Consider the following 24,085-nt stretch of genomic DNA (forward strand, 5'->3'; position numbering starts at 1 on the left):
CTCCGCTCGCGATCGGGGGGCTGTTATCGGGTTGGACGGTGCGCGCCCGCGGTGGGGTTCCTCATTTTTCGCCGCCGGCAGCCGGTGTTCAATTCACCGTGTGCGCCGAGCGGATCGCCTGCTCGCATACCGCGTGGATGGCCGGTTCGTCGCCGGGCCGGCTCTGGCAGCCGACGCTGATGCGCACCGGGCCGTCGAGCAGCACCGTCCACGCCACCTCGTGGTCGGCGCGAAGCTCCCGGTAGGTCACCGCGGGTCGGCCGGCCCGCTCGCCGCCGGGTGTGAAGTCGACGAACACCCCGGCGGGCTGGTCGGCGATGGCGGCGCCGAGCACGTCGGCGACGTCGGCCAGCGAGCGTCCGGCGGCCGGCGCCTGGGTGAGATGGACCCGCAGCAGCGGCTCGGCCGGCGAGCTCACCTCCAGCCGCGCCGAGCCCGGCCCGTCGGTGACGCGCCGCACCGGCCACCCCGCCGGGACCTGCAGGGCCACCCGGCCCTCGACCAGGGTGGCCGACACCGGCTGGTCGGCGCCGCGCTCACCCGGTCGCGGGACCGCCGACAGGGCCGCGATCACCAGCGTGAGCGCGGTGGCCGCCGCGATCACCCGGCCGCGTCGGCCCGCTCGGGGTGCGGGCGCCGGGGTGTCCGCGAGCCCGGCGGCCAGCCGGTGCAGCCGGGCGTCGTCGACGATCACGCTGAGCAGCGTCCCGGCGGCGGGAAGCCGCTCGGTGATCAGCGCGGCCAGCGCGGTGGCGCCGGGCACCTGCGCGGGGGTGTCCACCACTACGGCGGCCCCGCGCGGCGCGGCCCGGGTCGCGGCGGCGGCGACGACGGCCGCCGCCAGCTGCCGCCGGTCTCCGGTGCGATCGAAGGTCGTGGCGGCGGGCGGGCCTGCGGTGTCGGTGACGGTGACGGTCGCCGCGTCGATCTCGATGACCACCGGTGTCGGCGGGGCGGCGCGGGCCAGCAGCCACCAGCGGGGCCGGCTGCGCACCTCCCCGGCGGCGCCGGCCGTGCTGCGCGTCGGCGCCGGCCGGGTCGTCACGGCGGGCTCCACGCCACCTGCACCAGCTGTTCGGTGCCGGGGCGGGTGACCAGCACGCCGCGCCCGGCGGGCCGCGGGGCCGGGCGGATCCCGCCGATCAGCGGACCGTCGTCGGGGTCGCCGCTCAGCACCAGCGCCGCGCAGCCGTAGTCACGCAGCCCGCCCAACAGCGGCTCGTAGAGGGCGCGGGCCGCGCCCGCGCTGCGCCGCGCCACGATCAGGTGCAGGCCGAGGTCGCGGGCCTGCGGAAGCACCTTCAGCAGGGCCTCCGGCGCGGCGGGGGCGATCAGGTCGTAGTCGTCGATCACCAGGTAGTACTCCGGTCCGGTCCACCAGGATCGGTCCCGCAGCTGGCGTTGGGTCGGCTGCGCCGGCGGCAGCCGCGCGGTCAGCGTCGCGGCCAACTCGTCCAGCGCGGCGGTGAGCGCGGCGTCGGTGACCAGGTAGCCGCCCAGATGCTCGGATTCGACCACGCCCAGCAGGCTGCGGCGTGGGTCGGCGATGAGCAGCCGGGCCTGCCCGGCGGTGCGGGTCCGCATGATTTCGCGGCAGAGGTGGCGCAGGGTCGCGGTTTTGCCGCATTCGTTGCCGCCGAGGATCAGCAGGTGGGGGTGGGCGGCGAAGTCCACGGCGACCGGTTTGGCGGCGCGTTCGGCGAGTCCGAGCACCGGCCGGTCGCCGGTCGTGGCGGCGATCAGCCGGTCGGCGTCCACCGTGGCCGGCAGCGGCCGGATCGCCGGTGCGGCCGCGCCGCCGCCGCGTGCCGGCGGTTCCGGGGTCGCGATCAGCATGTGCAGGCCGTCGCGGGTCAGTCCGCGGCCGGGCCGGTCGGCGGGCACCTGGGTCGCCGCGGCCCGGCCGGCCTCCGATTCGGCCGGGTCGCCCAGACGCAGCTCCAGGCGGGTGCCGAGCTGGTCGTGCAGCGCGGGCCGGATCTCCGCCCAGCGCGCCGCCGACAGCACCACATGCACTCCGACCGACAGGCCCCGGCCGGCGAGGTCGGTGATCGGCTCCTCCACGCCGGCGAATTCGCGGCGGATCCCGGCCCAGTCGTCGATGACCAGGAACACGTCGCCGAATCGGTCGTCGGCGCAGCGCGGGTCGGCGCCGGCCCGCATCCGCCGGTAGTGGCCCATCGAGGTGATGGTGTGGGTGGCGAACAGAGCGGCCCGGCGCGCCACCAGGTCGTCCAGCTGCGCGACGATGCAGGACACCAGTTCGGTGTCGCCGCGCCCGGCGACCGCGCCGACGTGGCCGAGGGTGCGCACCGCCGACAGCGCGCCGCCGCCCAGATCCAGGCAGTAGAACTGCACCTGGCCCGGGTCGTGGCAGGCGGCCACCGCGTCGATCAGGGTGCACAGCGTCGTCGACTTGCCCGACTGCGGCCCGCCCACGACGGCGACGTTGCCCGCCGCACCGCCGAGTTCGACCCACAGCGGAGTGCGCCGCTGCTGGAAGGGGCGGTCCACCACGCCGATCGGCACGCGCAGCGCGCCCGGGCGGGGGTCGGTCGCGGTCAGCAGCGCACCCAGCGCCGGGGGCCGGGCCAGCGGCGGCAGCCAGATGCGGTGGGCGGGGGCGCCGACGCCCCCGATCCGATCGAGTACGGCCTGCAGGATGGTCGGCTGTCCGGCCGTCGGGGGCGGGGGCGCGGCGGGTGCCGCGGTGAAAGCCCGGACGGCCGGGCGCGGCCGCGCGGCGGGTGCCGGTAGCGCGGCGGAGACGAAGGCGGTCTGGAACCGGAGGAGCTGCCCGGTGCCGGTGCGCAGGTAGCCGCTGCCCGGGGTGGCCGGCAGGTGGTGGGCGGCGGCGACGCCGAGCACCGCGCGGGAGTCGCCGTCGGACAGGGTGCGCAGGCAGATCCGGTAGGACAAATGTGATTCCAGCCCGCGCAGCCGGCCTTCCTCCAGCCGCTGGCTGGCCAGCAGCAGGTGGATGCCCAATGACCGGCCGAGGCGCCCGATGGCGGCGAACACATCGGCGAAATCCGGGTGCTGGCAGAGCATCTCGGCGAACTCGTCGACGATGATGACCAGGCGCGCCAGCGGCGGGACGCGTGCTCCGGCGCGCCGCGCCTGCCGGTAGGCGGTGAGGGTGGCGAGGTTGCCCGCCGCGCGCAGAAGTTCTTGACGGCGGGTCAGCTCCCCGGTGAGCGCCTCGCGGAGTCGATGCACCAGGGCGGCCTCCGCGGCCAGGTTGGTCACGACCGCGGCGACATGGCGGGCACCGGTCAGATCGGCGAAGGTCGCGCCACCCTTGAAGTCGACCAGGACCAGGTTCAACTCCTCCGACCGGTGCCGGACCAGCAGGCCCAGCACCAGCGTGCGAAGCAGCTCCGACTTCCCCGAGCCGGTCGCCCCGATGCACAGCCCATGCGGCCCGATTCCGCCCTCGGCGGACTCCTTGAGATCCAGCTCGACCGGCGTATCCGCCGTGGTCAGCCCGATCGGCACCGGCAGCAGGCCCGCGCCTGTTCGACTCCGCCAATGCCGCGTCGGGTCGGCGGTTCGCGGGTCGTCGATGCCGACCAGTTCCAGCCAGTCGCGCGGTCGCGCCGCCGCGGCGGTCCGGTAGCCCGCCAGCCGGCGGGCACAGGTCAACGCCGCCGCGGCGCACAGGGAATCCGGGCGGATCGGGGCCGGGGTGTCGTCGGAGTGGTCCCCGTCGTTGCCACCCCGGATGGTCACCGTGGCCGGGGTCAGGTGCAACTCCAGATCGGCGCCGGTCGCGCTCTGCGCGCCGAGCGCACAGACCGTCACCCCGGCGCCGGCCGGCACGACCTCATCGATCGACGCGATGCCGGCGCGCCGGTCGAGCACCACCAGGGTCCGGCCCGGGCCGGACGCGTCGGCGACCGAACCCGGGACACGGTGGTGCGGTAGCCATTTCAGCCACTCCCAGTGGCCCCGGCCGCCGGTGTCGGTGATCGCGACGATGCGCAGCAGATGCGGGCCGCACAGCACCGCGAGCCCGCAGACGATCGCGCGCAGCAGGGCGCGGCTGGTCTCGAGGTCGCCGCTGAGCGCGACGCGGCCGGGCAGATCCACCGTCACCGGCAGGTCGGCGACCGGGTCGGCGGCGGCGAGCAGGCGGTGCAGCGCCGCCGCGGTCACCGGGTCGGCGGGCCGGGTGGGGTCGGCGGCCGGGGCGATCAGCCGGAGCGCGGATCGTTGCGCGGCGCAGCCGATGCGCACCCGCAGGAAGTCGACGTCCTCGATGCGGCGCTCCCACATCCGGTCGCCGCCGGCCAGCGTCCACAGCCGATCGGGTTGCGGGTGCCGCCAGGTCAGCGCGCGGTGCTGCGCCGTCGCATTCCCGCGGACCTGTTCGGTCAGGCCGGACAGGTAGTGCAGGTAGTGGTCGCGGGCGACGTCCAGTTCCCGGCCGTGCCGGCCGAGCACGGCGGTGGCGCCGCCGGAGAGCAGCATCGTGGCGGGCAGCAGCAGCATCGTCGGGCTGCGCAGCCCGATCCCCGACCGCCACAGGGCTGCGGTCACGGCCAGCGACAGCACCGCCCCCGCTGCCGGGAGCAGTCGCGCTGCCGTCGCGTGCCGCACCGGGGCGGCAGGCGGTGCGGCGATACTCAGTTCCTCCGCAGCCACCGCTGGCGGGCGCTGCCGCGGCGGCGGCCGGAATGCGGTGGCGGCGTTGAGGTCCTGGTGGTTCATCCCGCTCCCGGATCGACGGTGGAGGCCACGCTAAGCACCGTCTCCGCCGCCGGCAATTCGGCTGTGGATAACCGAAATCGCGCGGCGCGGAAGCGCGCTAGCGTGCCCGCAACGACATCCCACCGGCGCCGGTGGGAGCGAGCCGGGGTGGTGTTATGCGCGAGGACGATTCGGGTGTGTGCCGGGTCGCGGTACACGCCGGCGGGGCGACCGTGGACGTCACGCTGCCGACCGGGGTGACCGTCACCGAGCTGCTGCCGGCGCTGACGGATCTGCTGGGCGCCGAACCGCAGCCGGGCGGCTATCACCTGACGCGGCTGGCGGGTGCGGCGCTGGACGGGGCGATGACGTTGGCGCAGCAGCGGATCCGTGACGGCGCGATGCTGGTGCTGTCCTCCGCTCCCCTCCCGGACCCGGTGTTTTCCCGCGACGATCCGGTGGTGGCGCTGTCCGCGCGACACCGCCGGTGGCCGTACTCGGCCAGCCGGTGCGGCGGCGCCCTGGCGGCCGGTTGCCTCGCCGCGGCGGGCGCGCTGTCGGCATTGCACGCGGCCGTGACCGCCGGGCCGCCGGCCGGCGGCAGACCGGCCCTCGCCGCGGCCGCGGTGAGCGTGACCGCGCTGGGAGCCGCGGTGCTCCTGCACCGGCGCGACCGCCTCGCCGTCATCACCTGCGGGCTGACGGCGTCCGGCTATGCGGCCCTGGCCGGCTTTCTGGCGGTCCCCGACGGTCCCGGGCCGGGCAACGTGTTGCTCGCCGCGATGGCCGGCGCGGCGGTCGCGGCGGCGGCGCGGACGCTCACCGGGTGCGGCGCGATCACCTTCACCGCGGTGTCGTGGCTGGGGGTGTTGATCGCCGCGGTGGCGTTGGCGGGACTGCTGATCGGGGCGGCGCCGCGGGCGCTCGGCGCGGCCGCGGCGGTGGCCGCGCTTGCGGTGACCGGGGCCGCGGGCCGCCTGGCGTTGGCGGTGTGCGGGCTGACCTCGGCCGATCCTGCCGTCGGCGCCACGCCGGCCGGTGCGGCGCGACGCGCCGGCGGCGTGCTGACCGCCCTGACGGCCGGGGCGGCGGTGGCGGGCAGCCTGGGTGCGATCACGGTGGCCGCCGGCCCGCCGTGGTGGCCGGGAGTGGGGTTCGCCGCGCTGTTCGCGGTGCTGACGCTGCTGCGGGCCCGCGACCAGGGCGATCCGGCGCGCACGGCGGTGCTGCTGGCCTGCGGCGCCGGGACCGCAATTGCGGCGGCCCTGGTGGCGGGCCGGCTCATCGGCGACCCGGGGTGGATCTGCGGCGCGTCGGCGGTGCCGGTCGCCGCCGCGTTGGCGGCCGGCTTCGGCGGGCCGACGTGGGCGCGGGCCCCCGGGATCCGGCGCACCGCCGATCTGGCCGAATATCTCGCCGCGGCGGCGCTGGTGCCGCTGGCGGTCTGGGTGACGGGCTGCTACCGGGTGCTGACCGAGCTGGTCTCGATCCGGTGAGCGCGCTGCGGACCCAGCCGCCCGCCGCCCTGCTCGTTGTCGTGCTGCTGGTGCTCTGCTGTCCGCCGGCCCGGGCCCTCACCCCGCCCCGCGCCGACGACCGGTGGCTGCCCGTCCCGGCCGCGCCCGCACCGGCGCAGCCGACCGTGCAACGCCGGGTCTGCGTGGCGCCGGTCGCGGCGCCGGTCCCGGTCGCGCCCACCCAGCTGGAGGGGCTGGATCTGGCCGCGGCTTGGGCGTCGTCCCGCGGCGCGGGGGTGCGGGTGGCGGTCATCGACACCGGGGTCAGCCCGCACCGGCGGTTGACCGACCTGACCCCCGGCGGTGACTACGTCTCCACCGGCTCCGGCGACCAGGACTGCGACGGCCACGGCACGCTGGTGGCCGGAATCATCGCCGCCGCATCCGATCCGGCCGGTGACCGGTTCGCCGGGGTGGCCCCGGCGGCGAGCCTGATCAGCATCCGGCAGAGCAGCGCGGTGTTCGCGGCGGCGGTCGACCCGTCCCGGCCCGGGGTCGGCGATGTCGACACCCTGGCCGCCGCGGTGCGCACCGCCGCGGACCTGGGCGCCGCGGTGATCAACATCTCCACGGTGGCGTGTCGGCCCGCGCGGGAAGCCCTCGACGACCGGGCGCTGGGCGCCGCGCTGGCCTACGCGGCGACGGTCAAGGACGCCGTGGTGGTCGCCGCCGCGGGCAACACCGATACCGCCGGTGGTTGCCCGGCGCAGCCGCCGGATGCGACCTGGCAGACCAGCGCGGTGGCGGTCAGCCCGGCGTGGTACGACGACTACGTGTTGGCGGTGGGGTCGGTCGACCCGCAGGGCCGTCCGTCGACGTTCACGCTGCCCGGTCCGTGGCTCGACGTCGCGGCGCCCGGGGAGGCGGTGGTGTCGCTGGACCCTGCCGGCGACGGGTTGGTGTCGGCGCTGCCGGGTTCGGACGGACCCGCTCCGATCCACGGCACCAGCTACGCCGCGCCGGTGGTCAGCGGGCTGGCCGCGTTGATCCGGTCCCGCTTCCCGCACTGGACGGCGCGTCAGGTGAGGGCGCGCATCTGCGCCACCGCTCGGCCCGCGCCGGGCGGCTGGAACCCGGTGGTGGGCCACGGGGTCGTCGACCCGGTCGCCGCACTCGCCCTCGACGAACCCGACAATCCCGTCGGCCCCGCGGGTCCCGCTCGGCCCGACGACGCCGCCACCCCGAACGTCGAGCCTGCGCCGCCCGCCCCGGCCCCGAATGCTCCCGCCCCGGATCGGGCGCGCCACACCGCGGTCACCGGCGCGGCTTTCTGCCTGGCGGTGCTGCTGGTGGCCGCCGCGCTGCGGTCAACGCGACGCGGGCGCGACGACGTCGCGGGCGACGGCAGCGGCCTCGCGGCTGAGCAGCGGCCCGACCGGTAACGCGGTCAGCAGCGGGCACGGCGCCGCCGCCGGCTCGGCCGGCAGACCCAGATCGCCCGCGGCGGCGGCATCGGCGACCGGGAAGCGCACCCCGGTCTCGGTGACCAGGTAGCCGGTGCCGCCGGGGCCGGGACAGCGGGCATACCCGGTGCGCCCCGGCGGTAGCCACACCGCGTCGAGGGCGGGCCCGGCGCCGTCGGCCTGCGCCAGCGGCACCGTCTCGGCCCCGGCGGGCAGCGGCGGGCGAGCCCCGCCGGTCACCGTGATCGCCCCGGCCCGCCAGGTCACACACAGCGTGGCCGGTGGCATCGCGGCGGGTGGGTCCACCGCGGTGGTCGCCGGCTGCTCCGGGACGCTGTTGAGCAGCAGCGCCGAGACACCGCGGGCGGGTTCGCCGGCGGTCACCCGGCGGCGCTGCCCGGCGCGCAGCAGGAAGCTCGGGGCGCCGGTCCCGGTGGTGACCAGCACGGCGTCTTGCGCGGTGAGCGCGGGTCGCGGCTGGTCCTCGTCGTCGGTGTCGATGATCACGGTGGTGCTCCGGTCGCCGGGCTCCGCCGGATCGGTGCTGTCGCAGACGGTCCAGGCCGCCGCCGGCAGCGGCGCCCCGAGCGTTTGCGGTGCTCCGGGGATGCCCAGCAGCGGGCCGCGGGCCAGCCCGGCCAGCGCGGCGTCGGGCACCGGTCGGGGCTCCGCCGGGCTCGCCGCGATCAGGCGCGCCGACGCCAGGTTGAGCACCGGATGCCAGACCGGCCCGACCCGCACGTAGAGCGCACCGGTGTGGCGGCTCACGACGAAACCGGTGTCGCCGACGTCGGGGCGCGGGTGCAGCACCGCCAGGACCACGCAGCCGATGGCGATCAGCGCCGTCACCGCGGCGCCGGCGGCCAGCGGACGCGGCGGCGGCGTGCCGCGCGGGGTGCCGGTCCGCAGCGCCGCCTCGAGGCGGCGGCGCTGGTAGCGGTGCGCGCTCAGCTGCAGTGGGGTGACCTCGGCTGCGGCCCGGTTTGCTGGCATCGGTGTCCTCCGGCCCAACCGTAGGGGCCGGCGTGCCCGCCCGGCCTCGGTTATCCACAGCCCCGGACCGAATCCGGGGCGGGACCGGGCCGGTATCATCGCCCCGTGAGTACCCACGGTTTCTCGACGCTTCGCCGTCGCCCCAGCACAGGTCGTCCCAGCGGATCGTCACCGGCGCGCCGGGTCGCGCGCTGGCTGGGCCCGCTGGCCGCCGCGACGCTGACCGCGGGCGCGCTGCTCGTCACGCCGACCGCGCTGCCGACCGCGAGCGCCGACGACTGCACCGACGTGGAGGTGATCTTCGCCCGCGGCACCAGCGAGCCGGCCGGCATCGGCCGGGTCGGCGCGGCGTTGGTCGACGCGCTCAAACGCCAGACCAGCCAGAGCATCGGGGTCTACCCGGTCAACTACCCGGCCGGGCGGCTGCAACTCGGCGGCGGTGACGGGGCCAACGACACGATCAACCGGGTCAAGCACATGGCCGAGACCTGCCCGGACACCAAACTGGTGCTCGGCGGCTACTCCCAGGGCGCGAGCGTGATGGACATCGTCGCCGGGGTGCCGGTGGCCGGGATCAGCTGGGGCAGTCCGCTGCCTGCCGAGTACGCCGACCAGGTCGCCGCGGTCGCCGTGTTCGGCAACGCCGCCAACCGGATGGGCGGGCCGATCTCCAGCCGCAGCCCGCTGTTCGCCGGCAAGGCGATCGACCTGTGCAACCCGGGTGATCCGATCTGCCATGAGGGCGAGGGCAACGACTGGCAGGACCACACCGACGGCTACATCCCGGTCTACACCGATCAGGCCGCCAGCTTCGTGGCGGGCCTGCTGGGGCAGTCCCCGCACCTGCGCCCCGAGGGCTTTATCAATTAGATGCGCTAACGATGCGCTAGCATGAGGCGGGTGAAGAGCTTCCCCACCGGTCTGCGCCGCACCGCCGCGCTCGCCGCCCCCGCTGCCCTGATGGCGGCCTCCGTGGCCGTCACCCCGCTCACCGGCATGCTGGCCACCGCGTCGGCCGCCTGCTCCGACATCGAGGTGGTGTTCGCCCGCGGCACCAACGACTCCCCGGGTGTCGGGCGGGTCGGCAACGCGTTCATCAGCGCGCTGCAGAACCAGGTGGGCGGCCGCTCGGTCGGTGTGTACGCGGTGAACTACCCGGCCAGCTACGACTTCATGGCCGCCGCCGACGGCGCCAACGACGCCAGCGCCCACGTGCAGGGCACGGTCGCCAACTGCCCCGACACCCGCATCGTGCTCGGCGGCTACTCCCAGGGCGCCGCGGTCATCGACGTGATCGCCGCCTCCCCGGTGCCGGGGCTGGGCTTCTCGGCCCCGCTTCCCCCGGGCACCGACGCGCACGTCGCGGCGATCGCGGTGTTCGGCAACCCGTCGGCCAAGCTGGGCCAGCCGCTGTCCAACAGCCCGGTCTACGGCAACCGCACTATCGACCTGTGCGCCGCCGGCGACCCGGTCTGCTCCGCCGGCGAGGACTTCGACGCGCACTCCGGCTACGTCCCCGGCCTGACCGACCAGGCCGCCTCCTTCGTCGCCGGTCTGGTGTAGGCGGCGGGCATGGGCCGGGCCATCGCAGCGGTGGTGGCGGCGCTCGCCGCCCTGACCCTGCCGGTTGCGCCGGCCCCACCGGCGTCGGCCGCCGGCTGTTCGGAGGTCGAGGTGATCTTCGCGCGCGGTCGGATGGAGCCCGCGGGCCCGGGCAAGCTCGGTGCGGCCATGGTCGAGTCACTGCGGGCCGCCCTGCCGCGCACCGACATCGGGCTCTACCCGGTGCGCTACGCCGCCGACACCGACGTGTTGCCCGGCGCCAACGACATGAGCCGGCGCGTGCAGTACATGATCGCCAACTGCCCGAACACCAAGCTGGTGCTGGGCGGCTACTCGCTGGGCGCGGCCGTGACCGACCTGGTGCTCGCGGCGCCGACCTCGTTCTTCGGCTGGAACGATCCGCTGCCGCCGGCCGCGCCGTCGCACATCGCGGCGGTGGCGCTGTTCGGCAACGGCAGCAACTGGCTCGGCCCGATCACCACGTTCAGCCCGGCCTACCGCGACCGGACGATCGAGTTGTGTCACGGCGCCGACCCGATCTGCAACCCGGCCGACCCCAAGACGTGGCGCAACAACTGGCCCGATCATCTCGCCGACGCCTACCTCGACGCCGGCATGGCCCGGCAGGCGGCGAACTTCGTGGCCGGCAAGCTCGGGTCAGCAGCACCCAGTTCCGGCTGACCCGTCGGCGAGGTCCTGCCGGCCCCGCAGGTCGCGGGTGACCGCGGTGCGGGCGGCGAGTTCGTCGTCGGGCGGGTAGTCGACGCCCACCAGGGTCAGCCCGTGCGCCGGGGCGGCGGCGAAGGCGCTGGAGCGCTTCGGTTCGTCCAGCAGCGCCGCGCACCACTGCGCGGACCGCCGGCCCTCCCCGACCGCCAGCAGCGCCCCGACCAGGGAGCGCACCATCGACCAGCAGAACGCGTCGGCGCTGACGTGTGCGCAGACCAGGTCCCCGTCCCGGTCGAAGTCGAGTCGCTGCAGGTCGCGGATCGTGGTGGCGCCGGGCCGGTGCCGGCAGAACGCGGCGAAGTCGTGCAGGCCGAGCAGGGGCTGCGCCGCCGCCGACATCGCGGCCACATCCAGCTGCCGGGGCCAGGCGGTGACGTAGCGCGCCTGCAGCGGGTCGGCCCCGTGCGCCGCGGTGGTCAGCTGGTACCGGTAGTGGCGGCGCAGCGCGGCGAACCGGGCGTCGAACCCGTTCGGGGCCCGCCCGATCCGGCGCACCCGCACATCCGCGGGCAGGAAGCGGGCCAGCCGGCGCAGCAGCGGCAGGAACTCCGGCTGCTCCGGGCGGGGGTGCCGCGGGTAGGCGTAGGGCAGCGCCGCGGTCGGCACGTCGACGTGGGCGACCTGCCCGGTGGCGTGCACACCGCTGTCGGTGCGTCCGGCCCCGTACAGCCGCAGCGGGGTGCGGAAGATCGTGGCGAGCGCGTCCTCGAGCACACCGGCGACCGTGCGCCGCCCCGCCTGGACCGCCCAGCCGGCGAACTCGGTGCCGTCGTAGGCGAGGTCGAGGCGCAGCCGGGTCGACGGCCCGCCGCTCACCCGATCAGGAGTTGTCGGTCTCGTCCGCCGCGTCGGCGTCCTGCGCCGGGGCGGTCTCCTCGGCCGCGGCCTCCGGGGTGGCCTCGGCGTCCGGGGCGTCCGGGGCGTCCGCCACGTCGGCCTCGGCTTCCGGCTGGGCTTCCGCGTCGGCTTCGGCCGCCGGCTGGGTCTCCGCGGCCGCCTTGGCGGCCTGCTTGGCCGCCGCGCGCTGGGCGCGCTCGGCCTCGGAGGTGACCGTCTTCTCCTGCACCAACTCGATCACCGCCATCGGGGCGTTGTCGCCCTTGCGCGAGTCGAGCTTGATGATGCGGGTGTAGCCGCCGTTGCGGTCGGCGAAGTGCGGGCCGATCTCGGCGAACAGGATGTGCACCACGTCCTTGTCGCGGATCTTCTTCAGCACCTCACGCCGGTTGTGCAGCGTGCCCTTCTTGGCGTGGGTGATCAGCTTCTCCGCGTACGGCCGCAACGCCCGAGCCTTGGCCTCGGTGGTCCGGATCCGGCCGTGCTCGAACAGCGCGGTCGCCAGGTTCGCCAGAATCGCCTTCTGGTGGGCAGAGGATCCGCCGAGGCGGGGTCCCTTGGTGGGCTTGGGCATTGGGACTTCTCCTAAATGGGGCCGACCCCCGTATCAGGTAGGGCCGGGACGGACCTTTCTCGATGTGTCCGGTTCCTCAACGGCCGCTGCGCGGCCGCGTCGTCACCGGACGGCCGCTACAGCTGCTCGGTTTCGGCGTAGTCCTGGTCGTCGTAGCCGCCGTCGGTGTTCCAGGTGCCGCTGGCCACGTCGTAGCCGGCGACCTCGGACGGGTCGAAGCTGGCCGGGCTGTCCTTGAGGGCCAGGCCCAGCTGGTGCAGCTTGACCTTCACCTCGTCGATCGACTTCTGCCCGAAGTTGCGGATGTCGAGCAGGTCGGACTCGGTGCGCGCGACCAACTCGCCGACGGTGTGCACGCCCTCCCGCTTGAGGCAGTTGTAGGAGCGCACGGTCAGGTCCAGGTCGTCGATCGGCAGGGCGAACGACGCGATGTGGTCGGCTTCGGCCGGCGACGGCCCGATCTCGATGCCCTCGGCCTCGACGTTGAGCTCGCGGGCCAGACCGAACAGCTCGACCAGGGTCTTGCCGGCCGAGGCCAGCGCGTCGCGGGCGCTGATGGAGTTCTTGGTCTCCACGTCGAGGATCAGCTTGTCGAAGTCGGTGCGCTGCTCGACACGGGTGGCCTCCACCTTGTAGGTGACCTTGAGCACCGGCGAGTAGATGGAGTCGACCGGGATGCGGCCGATCTCCGCGCCGGTCGCCTTGTTCTGCACCGCCGGGACGTAGCCGCGGCCGCGCTCGACGACCAACTCGACCTCGAGCTTGCCCTTGTCGTTCAGCGTCGCGATGTGCATGTCCGGGTTGTGCACCTCGACCCCGGCCGGCGGCACGATGTCCGCGGCGGTGACCTCACCCGGGCCCTGTTTGCGCAGGTACATGGTGACCGGCTCGTCCTCCTCGGAGGAGACGACCAGGCCCTTGATGTTCAGGATGATGTCGGTGACGTCTTCCTTGACCCCGGGCACGGTGGTGAACTCGTGCAGCACCCCGTCGATGCGGATGCTGGTGACCGCGGCGCCGGGGATCGAGGACAGCAGGGTGCGCCGCAGCGAGTTGCCCAGCGTGTAGCCGAAGCCGGGCTCGAGCGGCTCGATGATGAACCGCGACCGGTTGTCGGCGATGACCTCTTCGGACAGGGTGGGACGCTGAGAGATCAGCATGTGTTTCCTTCTCCTTCTCGGCACCCGCTATTTGATGCCGGTTGGTTTCCCGCGCCGACCCGCGTGATGCGGCCGTTCGTCGCAAGACGAGCGCCGCGCCCGCGGGCGCCGCAGGAGGCCCGCGCCGACCTGGCGCGGGCGGTGCTGCTACTTCGAGTAGAACTCGACGATCAGCTGCTCGGTGAGCGGCACGTCGATCTGGCTCCGCTCGGGCAGCTGGTGGACCAGGATGCGCTGCCGCTCGCCGACCACCTGCAGCCAAGCCGGGATCGGGCGCTCGCCGGCGGTCTCCCGGGCGATCTGGAACGGCAGGGTGTTCAGCGACTTCTCCCGCACGTCGATGATGTCGTACTGCGACACCCGGTAGCTGGGGATGTCGACCTTGACGCCGTTGACGGTGAAGTGGCCGTGGCTGACCAGCTGCCGGGCCATCCGCCGGGTGCGGGCCAGGCCGGCGCGGTAGACGACGTTGTCCAGCCGGCTCTCCAGGATTTTGAGCAGTTCGTCGCCGGTCTTGGCGGCCCGGGCGGCCGCCTCCTCGTAGTAGCGACGGAACTGCTTCTCCATCACGCCGTAGGTGAAGCGGGCCTTCTGCTTCTCCTGCAGCTGCAGCCGGTATTCGCTCTCCTTGACCCGGGCGCGGCCGTGCTGGCCGGGCGGGTAGGGGCGCTTCTCGAATGCCTGGTCACCGCCGATGAGGTCGACGCCAAGACGACGCGACTTGCGGGTGGCAGGTCCGGTGTAACGAGCCATGGTGTCCTGTCCTCCTAGACCCGGCGCCGCTTGGGCGGACGGCAGCCGTTGTGCGGCTGCGGGGTGACATCGGAAATCGCGCCGACCTCCAGGCCGGCGGCCTGCAGCGACCGGATCGCGGTCTCCCGGCCCGAGCCGGGGCCCTTGACGAACACGTCGACCTTGCGCACACCGTGCTCCTGGGCCTTGCGCGCGGCGTTCTCGGCGGCGAGCTGCGCGGCGAACGGGGTCGACTTACGCGACCCCTTGAAGCCGACGTGGCCCGACGACGCCCAGGCCAGCACGTTGCCCTGCGGGTCGGTGATCGTCACGATCGTGTTGTTGAAGGTGCTCTTGATGTGCGCGGCACCGTGCGGGACGTTCTTCTTTTCCCGGCGACGGGTCTTCTGACCCTTCTTCGCCGCGGATGACGCTTTCTTGGCGGGCATGGGTTACCTGGCCTTCTTCTTGCCGGCGATGGTGCGCTTGGGGCCCTTGCGGGTGCGCGCATTGGTCTTGGTCCGCTGGCCGCGCACCGGCAGCCCGCGGCGGTGCCGCAGCCCCTGGTAGCAGCCGATCTCGATCTTGCGGCGGATGTCGGCCTGCACCTCGCGGCGCAGGTCACCCTCCACCTTGAGATTGCCCTCGATGTAGTCGCGCAGCTTGGTCAGCTGGTCGTCGGTGAGGTCCTTGCTGCGCAGGTCCTTGTCGATCCCGGTCGCGGCCAGGATCTCGTTCGACCGGGTGCGGCCGACACCGTAGATATAGGTCAGCGCGATCTCCATCCGCTTATCACGCGGCAGATCGACGCCCACAAGTCGTGCCATGGGTGGCGTTCCTCTTCCTGTTCGGAGGTCTGGTCCCAGCCCGTCCCGGCCGACTGCTCCGGGGCCCGGCCTCCTTCCGGGCGTGCCGCGAGCGGCCTATCCGCTCACTGGTACTGGGAGGTCTGCATTCAGTTGTGTCGCCGGTCAGCCTTGCCGCTGCTTGTGGCGCGGATCGGAGCAGATCACCATGACCCGCCCATGCCGGCGGATCACCCTGCACTTGTCGCAGATCGGCTTGACGCTCGGGTTCACCTTCACGGCTGTTGTGATCCTGTTCTCGCTGGGTGTTGTTACTTGTACCGGTAAACGATGCGGCCACGACTCAGGTCGTAGGGCGACAACTCCACCACCACCCGGTCCTCGGGCAGGATACGGATGTAGTGCTGGCGCATCTTCCCACTGATGTGCGCGAGCACCCGATGTCCGTTCTCCAACTCAATGCGAAACATCGCATTGGGCAGCGGCTCAACCACGCGGCCCTCGACCTCGATGGCGCCGTCCTTTTTGGCCATGTCTCTCCGGCAATCCTCCATGTTCGGTACACATAGGCACGGCGGCGTCGACTCCACGACGTGAGCTGGTGGTTGGAAATTCCACGGAATTCCAGAACAGGGCACGCAACGAGCCGGCGCGGAAGCCGCACCGCCGATCCACGATACCCGCATCGGCGCCGTGCGCCAAAATTGTGTGCAACCCCCCCGCCGTGGGCTGCGAGGATCGTTCTACCAGGCCCGACGGCATCCCGCTGCGGGCCAGGCGGAAGGGGGGCCGTGGCCGCTGTCTACCTCGCGGTGTTCGCCGTCGGCGCGGTCGGCGTGCTCGCCGCGCTGCTGCTCGCCGATGTCGACGCCGACGGGATGCCCTTCCTGAGCCTGACCAGCCTGTCGGCGGCGCTGCTCGGCGCGGGCACCGGCGGGCTGGTCGGAACCCGGGTCGGGCTCGGCGCGGTGGCCACCACGCTCGTCGCCGCGGGCAGCGGGGCGGTGCTGCTGCTGGGCCTGCAGGGCGTCGTGCTGCCCTACCTGCGCCGTCAGCAGAGCAACTCACAGCGGGGCCGGTCCTCCTACATCGGGCTGCTCGGCACCGTCACCCTCGACGTGCCCGTCGACGGCTGGGGCGAGGTCGCCTTCGTCGACGCCGACGGCAACCGGGTGCGGTCCCGCGCCGTGAGCGAAGAAACCGATCCGCTGACCAAATCCACCCGCGTCTACATCGCCGATGTGGACGCCGACTTCGTCCACGTCGTCGCCGTCCCCGAACCCTGACCACCGAAAGGCCCGCCATGTCGCTGCTGCTCATCATCGTCGTCGTCGCCCTCGCGGCCCTGCTGCTGCTGGTCGGCCTGCCGATCATCTACGTGAAGAACTACATCAAGGTGCCGCCCAACGAGGTGGCGGTGTTCACCGGGCGCGGCACCCCGAAGGTGGTGCGCGGCGGCGCCCGGTTCCGGATGCCCGGCATCGAGCGGGTCGACATCATGAGCCTGGAGCCGTTCAACGTCAGCATCAACCTGCAGAACGCGCTGTCCAACAACGGTGTGCCGGTCAACGTCGAAGCCGTCGGGCTGGTGCGGATCGGCTCGGCTGACGAGGCGGTGCAGACCGCCGTGCAGCGCTTCTTGACCTCCAACCTTGAGGAACTGCAGCGCCAGATCAACGAGATCCTCGCCGGCAGCCTGCGCGGGATCACCGCCACGATGACCGTCGAAGACCTCAACTCCAACCGGGACACGCTGGCCCGCAACGTCGTCGAGGAGGCAGGCACCGACCTGGCCCGCATCGGCATGGAGGTCGACGTGCTCAAGATCGCCGGGATCTCCGACTACAACGGCTATCTGGAGTCGCTGGGGCAGCGCCGCATCGCCGAGGTCAAGCGCGACGCCGCCATCGGCACCGCCGAAGCCGAGCGGGACGCCCAGATCCAGTCCGCCAAGGCGCGTCAGGAGGGCTCGGTGGCCCAGGCGCAGGCCGACACCGCGATCGCCACCGCCAACCAGAAGCGCGACGTGGAGCTGGCCCGGCTACGCGCCCAGACCGAGGCGGAGAACGCCGAGGCCGACCAGGCCGGGCCGCTGGCGCACGCCCGCGCGGAGAAGGACGTCGGGATTGCCGTCGAACAGGCCGAGGCCGCCCGGGTGCAGGCCCGCATCGAGGTGGAGCAGCGCCGAGCCGAACAGGCCCAGGCCGCTTTGCAGGCCGACGTGATCGCCCCGGCCGAGGCGCAACGCCAGGCCGACATCGCCCGGGCCGAGGGGCAGCGGCGAGCCGCGATCCTGGCCGCCGAAGCCGAGGCGGCGGGCAAAAAGGAGCTCGCCGACGCGCTGCGGGTGGAGCGGCAGGCCGAGGCCGACGGCATCGAGGCCAAGCTGGTCGCCGAGGCCGCGGGCAAGAAGCAGATCGCCGAGGCGCTGAACAGCTACAGCGCCGAGGCGGCCCGGATGTTGATGCTGCCCGACGTGCTGTCCTCGGTGGTGCAGGCCACCGAGGCGGCCGCGTCCCCGCTCGGCGACATCGAGCGGCTGTCGATCATCGGCGGTGCCGGCGACACCCGCGACGCGCTCGGCGGGCTGCTGGGCATCAGCCCGCTGAGCCTGGCCAAGGTGCTGGAGACGCTGAAGTCCTCGGGCATCGACGTGGCGGCGATGCTCAACCGGCCCGCCGCGTCGACCCCGCGCGCCACCAACTCCCACCCGGTCGGGGCCACCGAGTAGCCCGGCGGTCCGCCCGGCCTGACAGACTGGGGTGGACATGACCGCCGGCGCCGAGACAGCGCACGAGGGACAGTAAGGAGCGGCGCTGATGACCGACGCGATAGCTCTCAAACCCGAACTGGGCCGCTACGGCGTCTGGACCTTCGGGCGGGTGGCCCCCGACCAGGCGGCCGAGATCGAGCGGCTCGGCTACGGCGCGCTCTGGGTGGGCGGCTCCCCGGCCGCGGACCTGGAGTTCGTGGAGCCGATCCTGGCGGCGACCGAGACGCTGCAGGTGGCCACCGGCATCGTCAACATCTGGACCGCCCCGGCCGCGGAGGTCGCCGCGTCCTTCCAGCGCATCGAAGCCGCCCACCCGAGCCGGTTCCTGCTCGGTGTCGGCGCCGGCCACCGTGAGCACACCGAGGAGTACACCAGCCCGCTGCAGGCGCTGGAGGACTACCTGGAGGCCCTGGATGTCGCCGGGGTGCCCACCAGCCGCCGCGTGGTGGCCGCGCTGGGCCCGCGGGTGCTGGAACTGGCGGCGCAGCGCAGCGCCGGGGCGCATCCCTACCTGACCATCCCCGAGCACACCGGCGGGGCGCGCGAAGTGATCGGCAACACCGTGTTCCTCGCCCCGGAGCACAAGGTGGTGCTCTCCACCGACACCGCGGCGGCCCGCGCCGTCGGCCGCAAGGCGCTCGACATGTACCTCGGGCTGTCGAACTACGTCAACAACTGGCACCGGATGGGGTTCGGCGACCCCGACCTCCGCAAGCCGGGCAGCGACCGGTTCGTCGACGCGATGGTCGCCCACGGCACCGCCGATGCGGTGGCCGCGCGGCTGCACGAACACCTCGACGCCGGCGCCGACCACGTCGCCATCCAGGTGCTCGGCGGGCGCGACCAGCTGCTGCCGACGCTGACCGAGCTGGCCGGGCCGCTGGGATTGACCGCGCGGGACTGACCGCGCCGCTCGGTTAGGGTTTTCGCCATGCGGCTACTGGTCACCGGCGGAGCCGGGTTCATTGGCGCCAACTTCGTGCACACCACGGTCCGTCAGCGCCCCGAGGTGACGGTGACCGTGCTCGACGCGCTGACCTACGCCGGCAGCACCGAGGCGCTGGAACCGGTGGCCGACGCGGTCCGGCTGGTGCGCGGCGACGTCGCCGACGCCGACCTGGTCTCCGAGCTGGTCGCCGAGGCCGACGCTGTGGTGCACTTCGCCGCCGAAACCCACGTCGACAACGCGCTGGCCGACCCCGCGCCGTTCCTGCACGCCAACGTGGTGGGCACCTACACCGTGCTCGAGGCGGTGCGCCGGCACCGGGTGCGCCTGCACCACGTCTCCACCGACGAGGTCTACGGCGATCTGCCCCTCGACGGCGGCGAGCGGTTCACCGAGCACACCGCCTACAACCCGTCGAGCCCGTACTCCTCGACCAAGGCGGCGGCCGACCTGATGGTGCGGGCCTGGGTGCGCTCCTACGGTGTGCACGCGACGATCTCGAACTGCTCCAACAACTATGGGCCGTACCAGCACGTGGAGAAGTTCATCCCGCGTCAGATCACCAACCTGCTCACCGGCCGCCGGGCCAAGCTCTACGGCACCGGCGCGCACGTGCGCGACTGGATTCACGTCGACGACCACAACAGCGCGGTGTGGCGGATCCTCGACGCCGGCACCCCGGGCCGCACCTATCTGATCGGCGCCGACGGCGAACGGGACAACCTCACGATGCTGCAGTCGATCCTGCGGCTGATGGACCGCGACCCCGACGACTTCGACCACGTCACCGACCGCGCCGGCCACGACCTGCGCTACGCCATCGACCCCACCGCGCTGCGCACCGAGTTGGGCTGGCGGCCCGCGCACACCGACCTGACCGCGGGCCTGCGCGCCACCATCGACTGGTACCGGGACAACGAAGCGTGGTGGGGCCCACTGAAGGACGCCGTGGAGGCCCGGTACGCCGAGCGGGGGCAGTGAGATGGCGGTGCGTGAACTCGCCGTGCCGGGTGCCTTCGAGATCACTCCGCAGGTCCACAGCGACGCGCGGGGCGCGTTCTTCGAATGGTTCACCGACACCGCATTCACCGGCTTCGCCGGACACCGGCTGGATCTGCGGCAGGCCAACTGCTCGGTGTCGGCCGCCGGGGTGCTGCGCGGCCTGCACTTCGCCGAGGTGCCGCCCGGCCAGGCCAAATACGTCACCTGCGTGGCCGGGTCGGTCTTCGACGTGGTGGTCGACATCCGGGTCGGCTCACCGACTTTCGGCCGCTGGGACGCGGTGCTGCTCGACACCGACGCGCACCGCTCGGTGTACCTCGCCGAGGGGCTGGCCCACGGCTTCCTCGCGCTGCAGGACAACTCGACGGTGATGTATCTGTGCTCGGCGGAGTACAACCCGGCGCGGGAGCACACCATCGATGCCCTCGATCCCGAGCTGGGCATCGACTGGCCGCGCGAGCATCCGCTGATCGTGTCCGATCGCGACGCCGCCGCCCCCACCCTCGCCGAGGCCCGGGCCGCCGGCCGGCTGCCGAGCTGGGAGCGGACCCGCGCGTTCATCGCCGGTCTGCGCGCTCGCTGACCACGGCTTTCCGTCGCCTGCGGGGCCGGATTTTGCTGCGGCCGGCCCACTCCGCTCGGCTTTAGAGTTGCCGGTATGACCGCCAGTTGCCGCACGTCGCTGCTCGGTGTGGTCGCGCTGCTGTTGGTTCTGGTCGCCGCCTGCGCGGGCCCGGATTCCAGCAGCCCGGCGGCGCCCGCACCGGCGAGCCCGGCCGACCGCGCCGAGAGCCGCGACATCGTGACGACCGGGACGGTGGCGATCACCGTCGCCGACGTCGACGCCGGGGTGGGCCGGCTCGTCGACCTCACCACCGGGTCGGGTGGCCGGGTCGACGCCCGCACCGAGAACACGTCGTCGCGCCACTCGCCGACCGCCGAGCTGACGCTGCGCATCCCGGCCGGGCGGCTCGACGCCTTCCTCACCGATGTCCGCGACCTCGGTGCGGTCACGGCGGTCTCGGTCAACCACGCCGATGTCACCACCACCCGCGTCGATCAGGATGCCCGGATCGCCGCGCTGCAGACCTCGGTGGACCGGTTGCGGGAGCTGATGAAATCCGCGACGAGCACCGAGGATCTGCTGGCCGCGGAGGATGCCCTGGCCGCCCGGCAAGCCGACCTCGACAGCTTGCGGGCCCAACGTGACCGGCTGGTCGACCAGGTCGATTACGCGACCATCACCGTGACCGTGTCGGCCGAGACCGCGCCGGTCGCAACCGGGTTCGTGGCGGCGATCGGGCAGGGCTGGCGGGCGCTGCTGACCTTCGCCCGGACCGCGGTCACGCTCGTCGGGTTCCTGCTGCCGTGGTCGCCGCTGCTGCTGCTCGGGGCACTTGCCGTCGGCCTGCGTCGGAGGTCGCGGCGAGCGCGCGCGACTCGGCCGCGCGCCCCGTCGGCGCCTCACGTGCCGTAACGCAACCACAGCGGCAACACCGTGTTCAACCGCTGCATGAACTTGCGCAGCCCGACGCGGTACTGGCCACCGCCCAGGGGATCGACCCAGTACTCCGGGAAGGCGATTCCGAGACCGAAGAGGCCCGGGGCGAGAACGCCGGTCGCCGCGTCGTAGTCCAACGTTCCCCACTGCGGGGTCGAGGGAAGCCGCCGCCGTTCGAAACCGACGGTGTAGACGACGCGGTCGCATCGCCGCAGCATCGTCGCGAAATCCGGGTCGTCGACCTGGTACCGCTCGAGGCGGTCCGGGAGCGTCCCGTCGATGTTCTCCCGCGCCCAGCAGGCGGCCTGGCCCTTGAGGCCGGTGTCGTCGTATACGGTCCAATCATCCAGCTGGACCGCGTATTTCAATGGACTGCGATAGAAGTTGATCACTTTCGTCGCCGACGTCGCGAGCAGGTTCGGCAGGGCGATCATCGTCGAGTGCGACGAGCCGAAGACGCCCACCGTCCTCCCCTGCAGCGGCACCTCGGACAGCCGCTGCGGGTCGAGCACCGATTCGATCGGGATCTCCTCGCACGCTATGCCGGGCAGCTTCCTGGGCACCGAACCGGTCGCGAGGACCACATTCCTCGACGTGATCGGCCCGGCCTCGGTGTCCACCGTCCATCGCCGGTCGCGCAGCACGAGTCCGGTCGCCAACGTCCGAAGCGGGCTGACCCGTTCGTACAGTCGCCGCGAGATCCACACCAGCGGATCGGCCACCAGCCCCAGCGGACAGGTCTGTTCCGGCGCGAGCCTGTTGAGCTCGAAAGCCGGCGAATCGGCAAACCCGAACGCCGGTGAGGCGGTGAGGTAATCGAGAAAGTTCGCGACGCTGGTGTTGCTGGATACGGCACGCCATTTCCCACCGAAGTCGCCCGCGGCGAAGTGCGGGTCAACCCAGGCGATCTCGGCGTCCGCGACGCCGTGGTCGAGCAGTCGGCCCACCGCGGCGATGCCCGCGGGGCCCGCCCCGATCACCGTCCAAGTGTAGTCGGTCATCTTCTCGCCTTCCCTGCTCCCCCAGCGACGCTGTCCCGGCGACGCTGTCCCGGCGTCGCTGTGTCGGCGACATTGTGTCGGCGACGCTGTTCCGGCGACCGCGCCGCCGTGGACTGTGCCTCTCGACGGGCAAGCCGCCATCGCGGCTCGGTCCACCCTCGATGCTGTCCGGGCCGCGTGCCGCCGGGTAGGGGTGACGTCCTTGTTCGGCCACAATGGCGCCTTGTGGCCGAGGCTCGGCGCGGTTACGGGCTGTCGACGCTGGCGATGTGACTCAGCAGGTCGCGGACGGCGCCGGCGGGCGGGGTTCGTCCCCCGATCCAGATCGCCCGGAGCTCGCGACGCAGGTTCAGCCCGGCCGTGTCGACCGCCCGCAGCCGGCCGACGGCCAAGTCCTCCGCCACGGCCAGCCGGCTCATCACGGCCGGCCCCGCGCCGGCCAGCACCGCTCCGCGTACAGCGGCCGCCGAGGACAACTCCAACACGGGTTCGGCCTGCTCGGCGGTCGCGCCGAGCGCCTCGTGCAGTGCCGCGGTCAGCGAGTCGCGGGTGCCCGAGCCCGGCTCGCGGGCGACCAGTGCGGTCCGAGCGAGTTCGGCCGCCCCCACCCCGGCACGGCGGCGCGCCCACCGGTGGCCGGGCGGGACGATCACCACCAGGTCGTCGTGCGCCACGACGCGGCTGCGGAGGCCGGCGGGCACCCGCGGGCTCTCGATGAACCCGAGATCTGCCGTTCCGTCGCGGACCGCAGTGATCACGTGGTCGCTGTTGGTGGCGGTGAGCACCACGTGCGGAGCGGTGCCGCCGCGGTGGGCGGCTGCGGCCCGCAGGGACACCAGCCACCGGGGCATCAGCTGCTCGGCGATCGTCAGGCTGGCCGCCACCGTGATCCGCCGCCGGGTTTCGGTGCGCAACGACGCCAACCCGGCGTCGACATAGTGGGCGACATCCAGGAGGCGGTCGGCCCACTCCGCGACGACGACACCGGCCGCGGTCAGCTGCGAACCGCGCGTGGTGCGGACGGCCAGCTGCACCCCGGCCTGCGATTCGATCGAGGTGAGCCGCGCCGACACCGCCTGTTGGGTCAGCCCGAGCTCGCGTCCTGCGGCACTGAGGCTGCCGGTTCTCGCCACCGCCAGAAACACCTCGAAAGCGGAGAGTTCGGGCATCCGGGCGCTGAGCCGCATGGCGTGATCCAACCACAACCCGGGTCTGTGGCGCGGAGATGCGCTTTCGCCCGCCCGGTCAGCCGTGATGCGGTTGTGCGCCGCCGTGGAGCACAGTTGCCTCGGCGCTCAACCCCGTTGCCCGCCGGCACCCAACCCCAGCGCCCGCCGGCCTTGACACCGGGAGCGCCGACTCCGACCGGCGCGAAACAGCCCGGGCGTAGCCGGTTGCGCAACCCGGCGTGTCAGACCCCGGTGGGAGGCTGGGGTCATGACCGCCGTCGCTTCAGCCGCCGCCGAGACTCCCGGCGCACGGTTGGATGCGCTCTTCGAGGAGTTGGCGGAGTTGACCGGGCAGCGCAACGCCATCGATGGGCGGATCGTGGCGATCGTGGCCGAGATCGACCGCGACGAGCTGTGGGGATCGACCGGGGTGCGCTCGTTGCCGGCGCTGGTGGCCTGGAAGACCGGGTGTTCGCCGAGCAATGCCGAGCGCATCGCCGCGGTGGCGCGACGCTCGGAAGAACTGCCGCGCTGCACCCAGAGCCTGCGGGAGGGGCGGTGCTCGCTGGATCAGGTGGCGGTGATCGCCGAGCGGGCCGGCGCCGGGCCCGGTTGTGATGAGCATTATGCGGAGTTGGTGCAGATCGCCACCGTCGCCCAGTTGCGCACCGCGGTCAAACTCGAACC

Annotated in this window: 25 protein-coding genes; 12 read left to right on the forward strand and 13 right to left on the reverse strand. The window is 73.2% G+C overall.

The genetic code is table 11. The features are described from left to right. Positions 1-88 precede the first annotated feature (88 nt). Together A5643_RS01210 and eccCb are read right to left on the reverse strand one after the other, a co-directional pair. Positions 89-1,045, reverse strand: coding sequence for a type VII secretion-associated protein (locus tag A5643_RS01210; RefSeq protein WP_156628427.1), 957 nt, complete (start codon positions 1,043-1,045; stop codon positions 89-91). Continuing rightward, entirely contained in the window at positions 1,042-4,713 is a 3,672-nt protein-coding gene (gene eccCb / locus A5643_RS01215; protein WP_066851204.1) for a type VII secretion protein EccCb, read from the reverse strand. The genes A5643_RS01210 and eccCb overlap by 4 nt, the downstream gene beginning before the upstream one ends. Before the next feature lie 155 nt (positions 4,714-4,868). Between eccCb and eccD the strand changes: the two genes are divergently transcribed. Further along, a complete protein-coding gene (gene eccD, locus A5643_RS01220) occupies positions 4,869-6,188 on the forward strand; it encodes a type VII secretion integral membrane protein EccD (RefSeq protein WP_066851205.1) in 1,320 nt (439 codons plus the stop codon). A 5-nt stretch (positions 6,189-6,193) separates the two neighbouring features. Next, positions 6,194-7,591 carry a type VII secretion-associated serine protease mycosin gene (gene mycP, locus A5643_RS01225; protein ID WP_066851226.1) on the forward strand — a complete coding sequence of 466 codons (1,398 nt, stop codon included), beginning with the start codon at positions 6,194-6,196 and terminating at the stop codon, positions 7,589-7,591. On the opposite strand, the gene eccB is transcribed toward mycP, so the two are convergent. Continuing rightward, positions 7,517-8,605: a type VII secretion protein EccB gene (eccB, locus tag A5643_RS01230; RefSeq protein ID WP_066851206.1), complete on the reverse strand. Its 1,089-nt coding sequence runs from the start codon at positions 8,603-8,605 to the stop codon at positions 7,517-7,519. The two genes, mycP and eccB, sit on opposite strands and share 75 nt — an antisense overlap. Positions 8,606-8,809: 204 nt before the next feature. Between eccB and A5643_RS01235 the strand changes: the two genes are divergently transcribed. The 3 genes from A5643_RS01235 to A5643_RS01245 are packed head-to-tail and all read left to right on the forward strand — an operon-like array spanning position 8,810 to position 10,849. Beyond that, complete coding sequence (locus A5643_RS01235; RefSeq protein WP_066851227.1) at positions 8,810-9,475, forward strand: cutinase family protein; 666 nt, start codon at positions 8,810-8,812, stop codon at positions 9,473-9,475. A 21-nt stretch (positions 9,476-9,496) separates the two neighbouring features. Next, positions 9,497-10,168 (forward strand): cutinase family protein, encoded by a 672-nt coding sequence (locus A5643_RS01240; RefSeq protein WP_066851207.1) that lies wholly within the window; start codon positions 9,497-9,499, stop codon positions 10,166-10,168. 9 nt (positions 10,169-10,177) lie between these two features. Beyond that, positions 10,178-10,849: a cutinase family protein gene (locus tag A5643_RS01245; RefSeq protein ID WP_066851208.1), complete on the forward strand. Its 672-nt coding sequence runs from the start codon at positions 10,178-10,180 to the stop codon at positions 10,847-10,849. Here A5643_RS01245 and truA read toward each other — a convergent pair. From truA to infA, 8 genes are all read right to left on the reverse strand, one after another. Continuing rightward, positions 10,826-11,713 carry a tRNA pseudouridine(38-40) synthase TruA gene (truA, locus tag A5643_RS01250; protein ID WP_066851209.1) on the reverse strand — a complete coding sequence of 296 codons (888 nt, stop codon included), beginning with the start codon at positions 11,711-11,713 and terminating at the stop codon, positions 10,826-10,828. The two genes, A5643_RS01245 and truA, sit on opposite strands and share 24 nt — an antisense overlap. Positions 11,714-11,717: 4 nt before the next feature. Continuing rightward, the gene (gene rplQ, locus A5643_RS01255) at positions 11,718-12,308 is read right to left on the reverse strand and encodes a 50S ribosomal protein L17 (RefSeq protein ID WP_066851210.1); all 591 of its coding nucleotides are present in this window, start codon (positions 12,306-12,308) and stop codon (positions 11,718-11,720) included. Positions 12,309-12,424: 116 nt separating this feature from the next. Further along, positions 12,425-13,468, reverse strand: a complete 1,044-nt coding sequence (locus A5643_RS01260; protein ID WP_066851211.1) for a DNA-directed RNA polymerase subunit alpha — start codon at positions 13,466-13,468, stop codon at positions 12,425-12,427. A 147-nt stretch (positions 13,469-13,615) separates the two neighbouring features. Beyond that, positions 13,616-14,221, reverse strand: a complete 606-nt coding sequence (gene rpsD, locus A5643_RS01265; RefSeq protein WP_066851212.1) for a 30S ribosomal protein S4 — start codon at positions 14,219-14,221, stop codon at positions 13,616-13,618. 14 nt (positions 14,222-14,235) lie between these two features. Then, on the reverse strand, positions 14,236-14,649 hold the full coding sequence (rpsK, locus tag A5643_RS01270; RefSeq protein ID WP_066851213.1) for a 30S ribosomal protein S11: 414 nt from the start codon (positions 14,647-14,649) through the stop codon (positions 14,236-14,238). Positions 14,650-14,652: 3 nt separating this feature from the next. Further along, entirely contained in the window at positions 14,653-15,027 is a 375-nt protein-coding gene (gene rpsM / locus A5643_RS01275; RefSeq protein WP_066851214.1) for a 30S ribosomal protein S13, read from the reverse strand. A gap of 144 nt (positions 15,028-15,171) precedes the next feature. Then, positions 15,172-15,285 carry a 50S ribosomal protein L36 gene (gene rpmJ, locus A5643_RS17565; protein ID WP_003879483.1) on the reverse strand — a complete coding sequence of 38 codons (114 nt, stop codon included), beginning with the start codon at positions 15,283-15,285 and terminating at the stop codon, positions 15,172-15,174. A 32-nt stretch (positions 15,286-15,317) separates the two neighbouring features. Further along, the gene (infA, locus tag A5643_RS01280; RefSeq protein ID WP_066851228.1) at positions 15,318-15,539 is read right to left on the reverse strand and encodes a translation initiation factor IF-1; all 222 of its coding nucleotides are present in this window, start codon (positions 15,537-15,539) and stop codon (positions 15,318-15,320) included. A 258-nt stretch (positions 15,540-15,797) separates the two neighbouring features. Here infA and A5643_RS01285 point away from each other — a divergent pair, with 258 nt between their 5' ends. The 6 genes from A5643_RS01285 (at position 15,798) to A5643_RS01310 (ending at position 21,204) form a co-directional block, all read left to right on the forward strand. Next, entirely contained in the window at positions 15,798-16,292 is a 495-nt protein-coding gene (locus A5643_RS01285; protein WP_066851215.1) for a hypothetical protein, read from the forward strand. A 17-nt stretch (positions 16,293-16,309) separates the two neighbouring features. Next, positions 16,310-17,737 carry a flotillin family protein gene (locus tag A5643_RS01290; protein ID WP_066851216.1) on the forward strand — a complete coding sequence of 476 codons (1,428 nt, stop codon included), beginning with the start codon at positions 16,310-16,312 and terminating at the stop codon, positions 17,735-17,737. Positions 17,738-17,825: 88 nt separating this feature from the next. Next, the gene (locus tag A5643_RS01295; protein WP_066851217.1) at positions 17,826-18,683 is read left to right on the forward strand and encodes an LLM class F420-dependent oxidoreductase; all 858 of its coding nucleotides are present in this window, start codon (positions 17,826-17,828) and stop codon (positions 18,681-18,683) included. Between the two features lie 27 nt (positions 18,684-18,710). Continuing rightward, positions 18,711-19,706 (forward strand): dTDP-glucose 4,6-dehydratase, encoded by a 996-nt coding sequence (gene rfbB, locus A5643_RS01300; RefSeq protein WP_066851218.1) that lies wholly within the window; start codon positions 18,711-18,713, stop codon positions 19,704-19,706. A gap of 1 nt (position 19,707) precedes the next feature. After that, a complete protein-coding gene (rfbC, locus tag A5643_RS01305) occupies positions 19,708-20,310 on the forward strand; it encodes a dTDP-4-dehydrorhamnose 3,5-epimerase (protein ID WP_066851219.1) in 603 nt (200 codons plus the stop codon). A 75-nt stretch (positions 20,311-20,385) separates the two neighbouring features. Then, the gene (locus A5643_RS01310; RefSeq protein ID WP_082948650.1) at positions 20,386-21,204 is read left to right on the forward strand and encodes a DUF4349 domain-containing protein; all 819 of its coding nucleotides are present in this window, start codon (positions 20,386-20,388) and stop codon (positions 21,202-21,204) included. Here A5643_RS01310 and A5643_RS01315 read toward each other — a convergent pair. Both A5643_RS01315 and A5643_RS01320 read right to left on the reverse strand, forming a co-directional pair. After that, a complete protein-coding gene (locus A5643_RS01315; protein ID WP_066851220.1) occupies positions 21,192-22,229 on the reverse strand; it encodes an FAD/NAD(P)-binding protein in 1,038 nt (345 codons plus the stop codon). The two genes, A5643_RS01310 and A5643_RS01315, sit on opposite strands and share 13 nt — an antisense overlap. A gap of 245 nt (positions 22,230-22,474) precedes the next feature. Continuing rightward, a complete protein-coding gene (locus tag A5643_RS01320) occupies positions 22,475-23,416 on the reverse strand; it encodes a LysR family transcriptional regulator (protein WP_066851221.1) in 942 nt (313 codons plus the stop codon). A gap of 250 nt (positions 23,417-23,666) precedes the next feature. On the opposite strand from A5643_RS01320, the gene A5643_RS01325 reads away from it, so the two are divergent. Continuing rightward, a partial coding sequence (locus tag A5643_RS01325) for a DUF222 domain-containing protein (protein ID WP_156628428.1) occupies positions 23,667-24,085 on the forward strand: 419 nt, incomplete at its 3' end.

This window comes from Mycobacterium sp. 1274756.6, assembly GCF_001668625.1.
Lineage (GTDB): Bacteria > Actinomycetota > Actinomycetes > Mycobacteriales > Mycobacteriaceae > Mycobacterium.

What these genes read in the sequence shown, in the direction of transcription:
- A5643_RS01260 (WP_066851211.1), bottom strand. Translation starts at nt 13,468, where the DNA reads ATGCTGATCTCTCAGCGTCCCACCCTGTCCGAAGAGGTCATCGCCGAC.
- A5643_RS01315 (WP_066851220.1), bottom strand. Translation starts at nt 22,229, where the DNA reads ATGACCGACTACACTTGGACGGTGATCGGGGCGGGCCCCGCGGGCATC.
- A5643_RS01320 (WP_066851221.1), bottom strand. Translation starts at nt 23,416, where the DNA reads ATGCGGCTCAGCGCCCGGATGCCCGAACTCTCCGCTTTCGAGGTGTTT.
- rpsM (WP_066851214.1), bottom strand. Translation starts at nt 15,027, where the DNA reads ATGGCACGACTTGTGGGCGTCGATCTGCCGCGTGATAAGCGGATGGAG.
- eccCb (WP_066851204.1), bottom strand. Translation starts at nt 4,713, where the DNA reads ATGAACCACCAGGACCTCAACGCCGCCACCGCATTCCGGCCGCCGCCG.
- eccB (WP_066851206.1), bottom strand. Translation starts at nt 8,605, where the DNA reads ATGCCAGCAAACCGGGCCGCAGCCGAGGTCACCCCACTGCAGCTGAGC.
- eccD (WP_066851205.1), top strand. Translation starts at nt 4,869, where the DNA reads ATGCGCGAGGACGATTCGGGTGTGTGCCGGGTCGCGGTACACGCCGGC.
- rpsD (WP_066851212.1), bottom strand. Translation starts at nt 14,221, where the DNA reads ATGGCTCGTTACACCGGACCTGCCACCCGCAAGTCGCGTCGTCTTGGC.
- A5643_RS01290 (WP_066851216.1), top strand. Translation starts at nt 16,310, where the DNA reads ATGTCGCTGCTGCTCATCATCGTCGTCGTCGCCCTCGCGGCCCTGCTG.
- rpsK (WP_066851213.1), bottom strand. Translation starts at nt 14,649, where the DNA reads ATGCCCGCCAAGAAAGCGTCATCCGCGGCGAAGAAGGGTCAGAAGACC.
- rfbB (WP_066851218.1), top strand. Translation starts at nt 18,711, where the DNA reads ATGCGGCTACTGGTCACCGGCGGAGCCGGGTTCATTGGCGCCAACTTC.
- A5643_RS01295 (WP_066851217.1), top strand. Translation starts at nt 17,826, where the DNA reads ATGACCGACGCGATAGCTCTCAAACCCGAACTGGGCCGCTACGGCGTC.
- rfbC (WP_066851219.1), top strand. Translation starts at nt 19,708, where the DNA reads ATGGCGGTGCGTGAACTCGCCGTGCCGGGTGCCTTCGAGATCACTCCG.
- rplQ (WP_066851210.1), bottom strand. Translation starts at nt 12,308, where the DNA reads ATGCCCAAGCCCACCAAGGGACCCCGCCTCGGCGGATCCTCTGCCCAC.
- A5643_RS01240 (WP_066851207.1), top strand. Translation starts at nt 9,497, where the DNA reads ATGAGGCGGGTGAAGAGCTTCCCCACCGGTCTGCGCCGCACCGCCGCG.
- A5643_RS01245 (WP_066851208.1), top strand. Translation starts at nt 10,178, where the DNA reads ATGGGCCGGGCCATCGCAGCGGTGGTGGCGGCGCTCGCCGCCCTGACC.
- A5643_RS01310 (WP_082948650.1), top strand. Translation starts at nt 20,386, where the DNA reads ATGACCGCCAGTTGCCGCACGTCGCTGCTCGGTGTGGTCGCGCTGCTG.
- infA (WP_066851228.1), bottom strand. Translation starts at nt 15,539, where the DNA reads ATGGCCAAAAAGGACGGCGCCATCGAGGTCGAGGGCCGCGTGGTTGAG.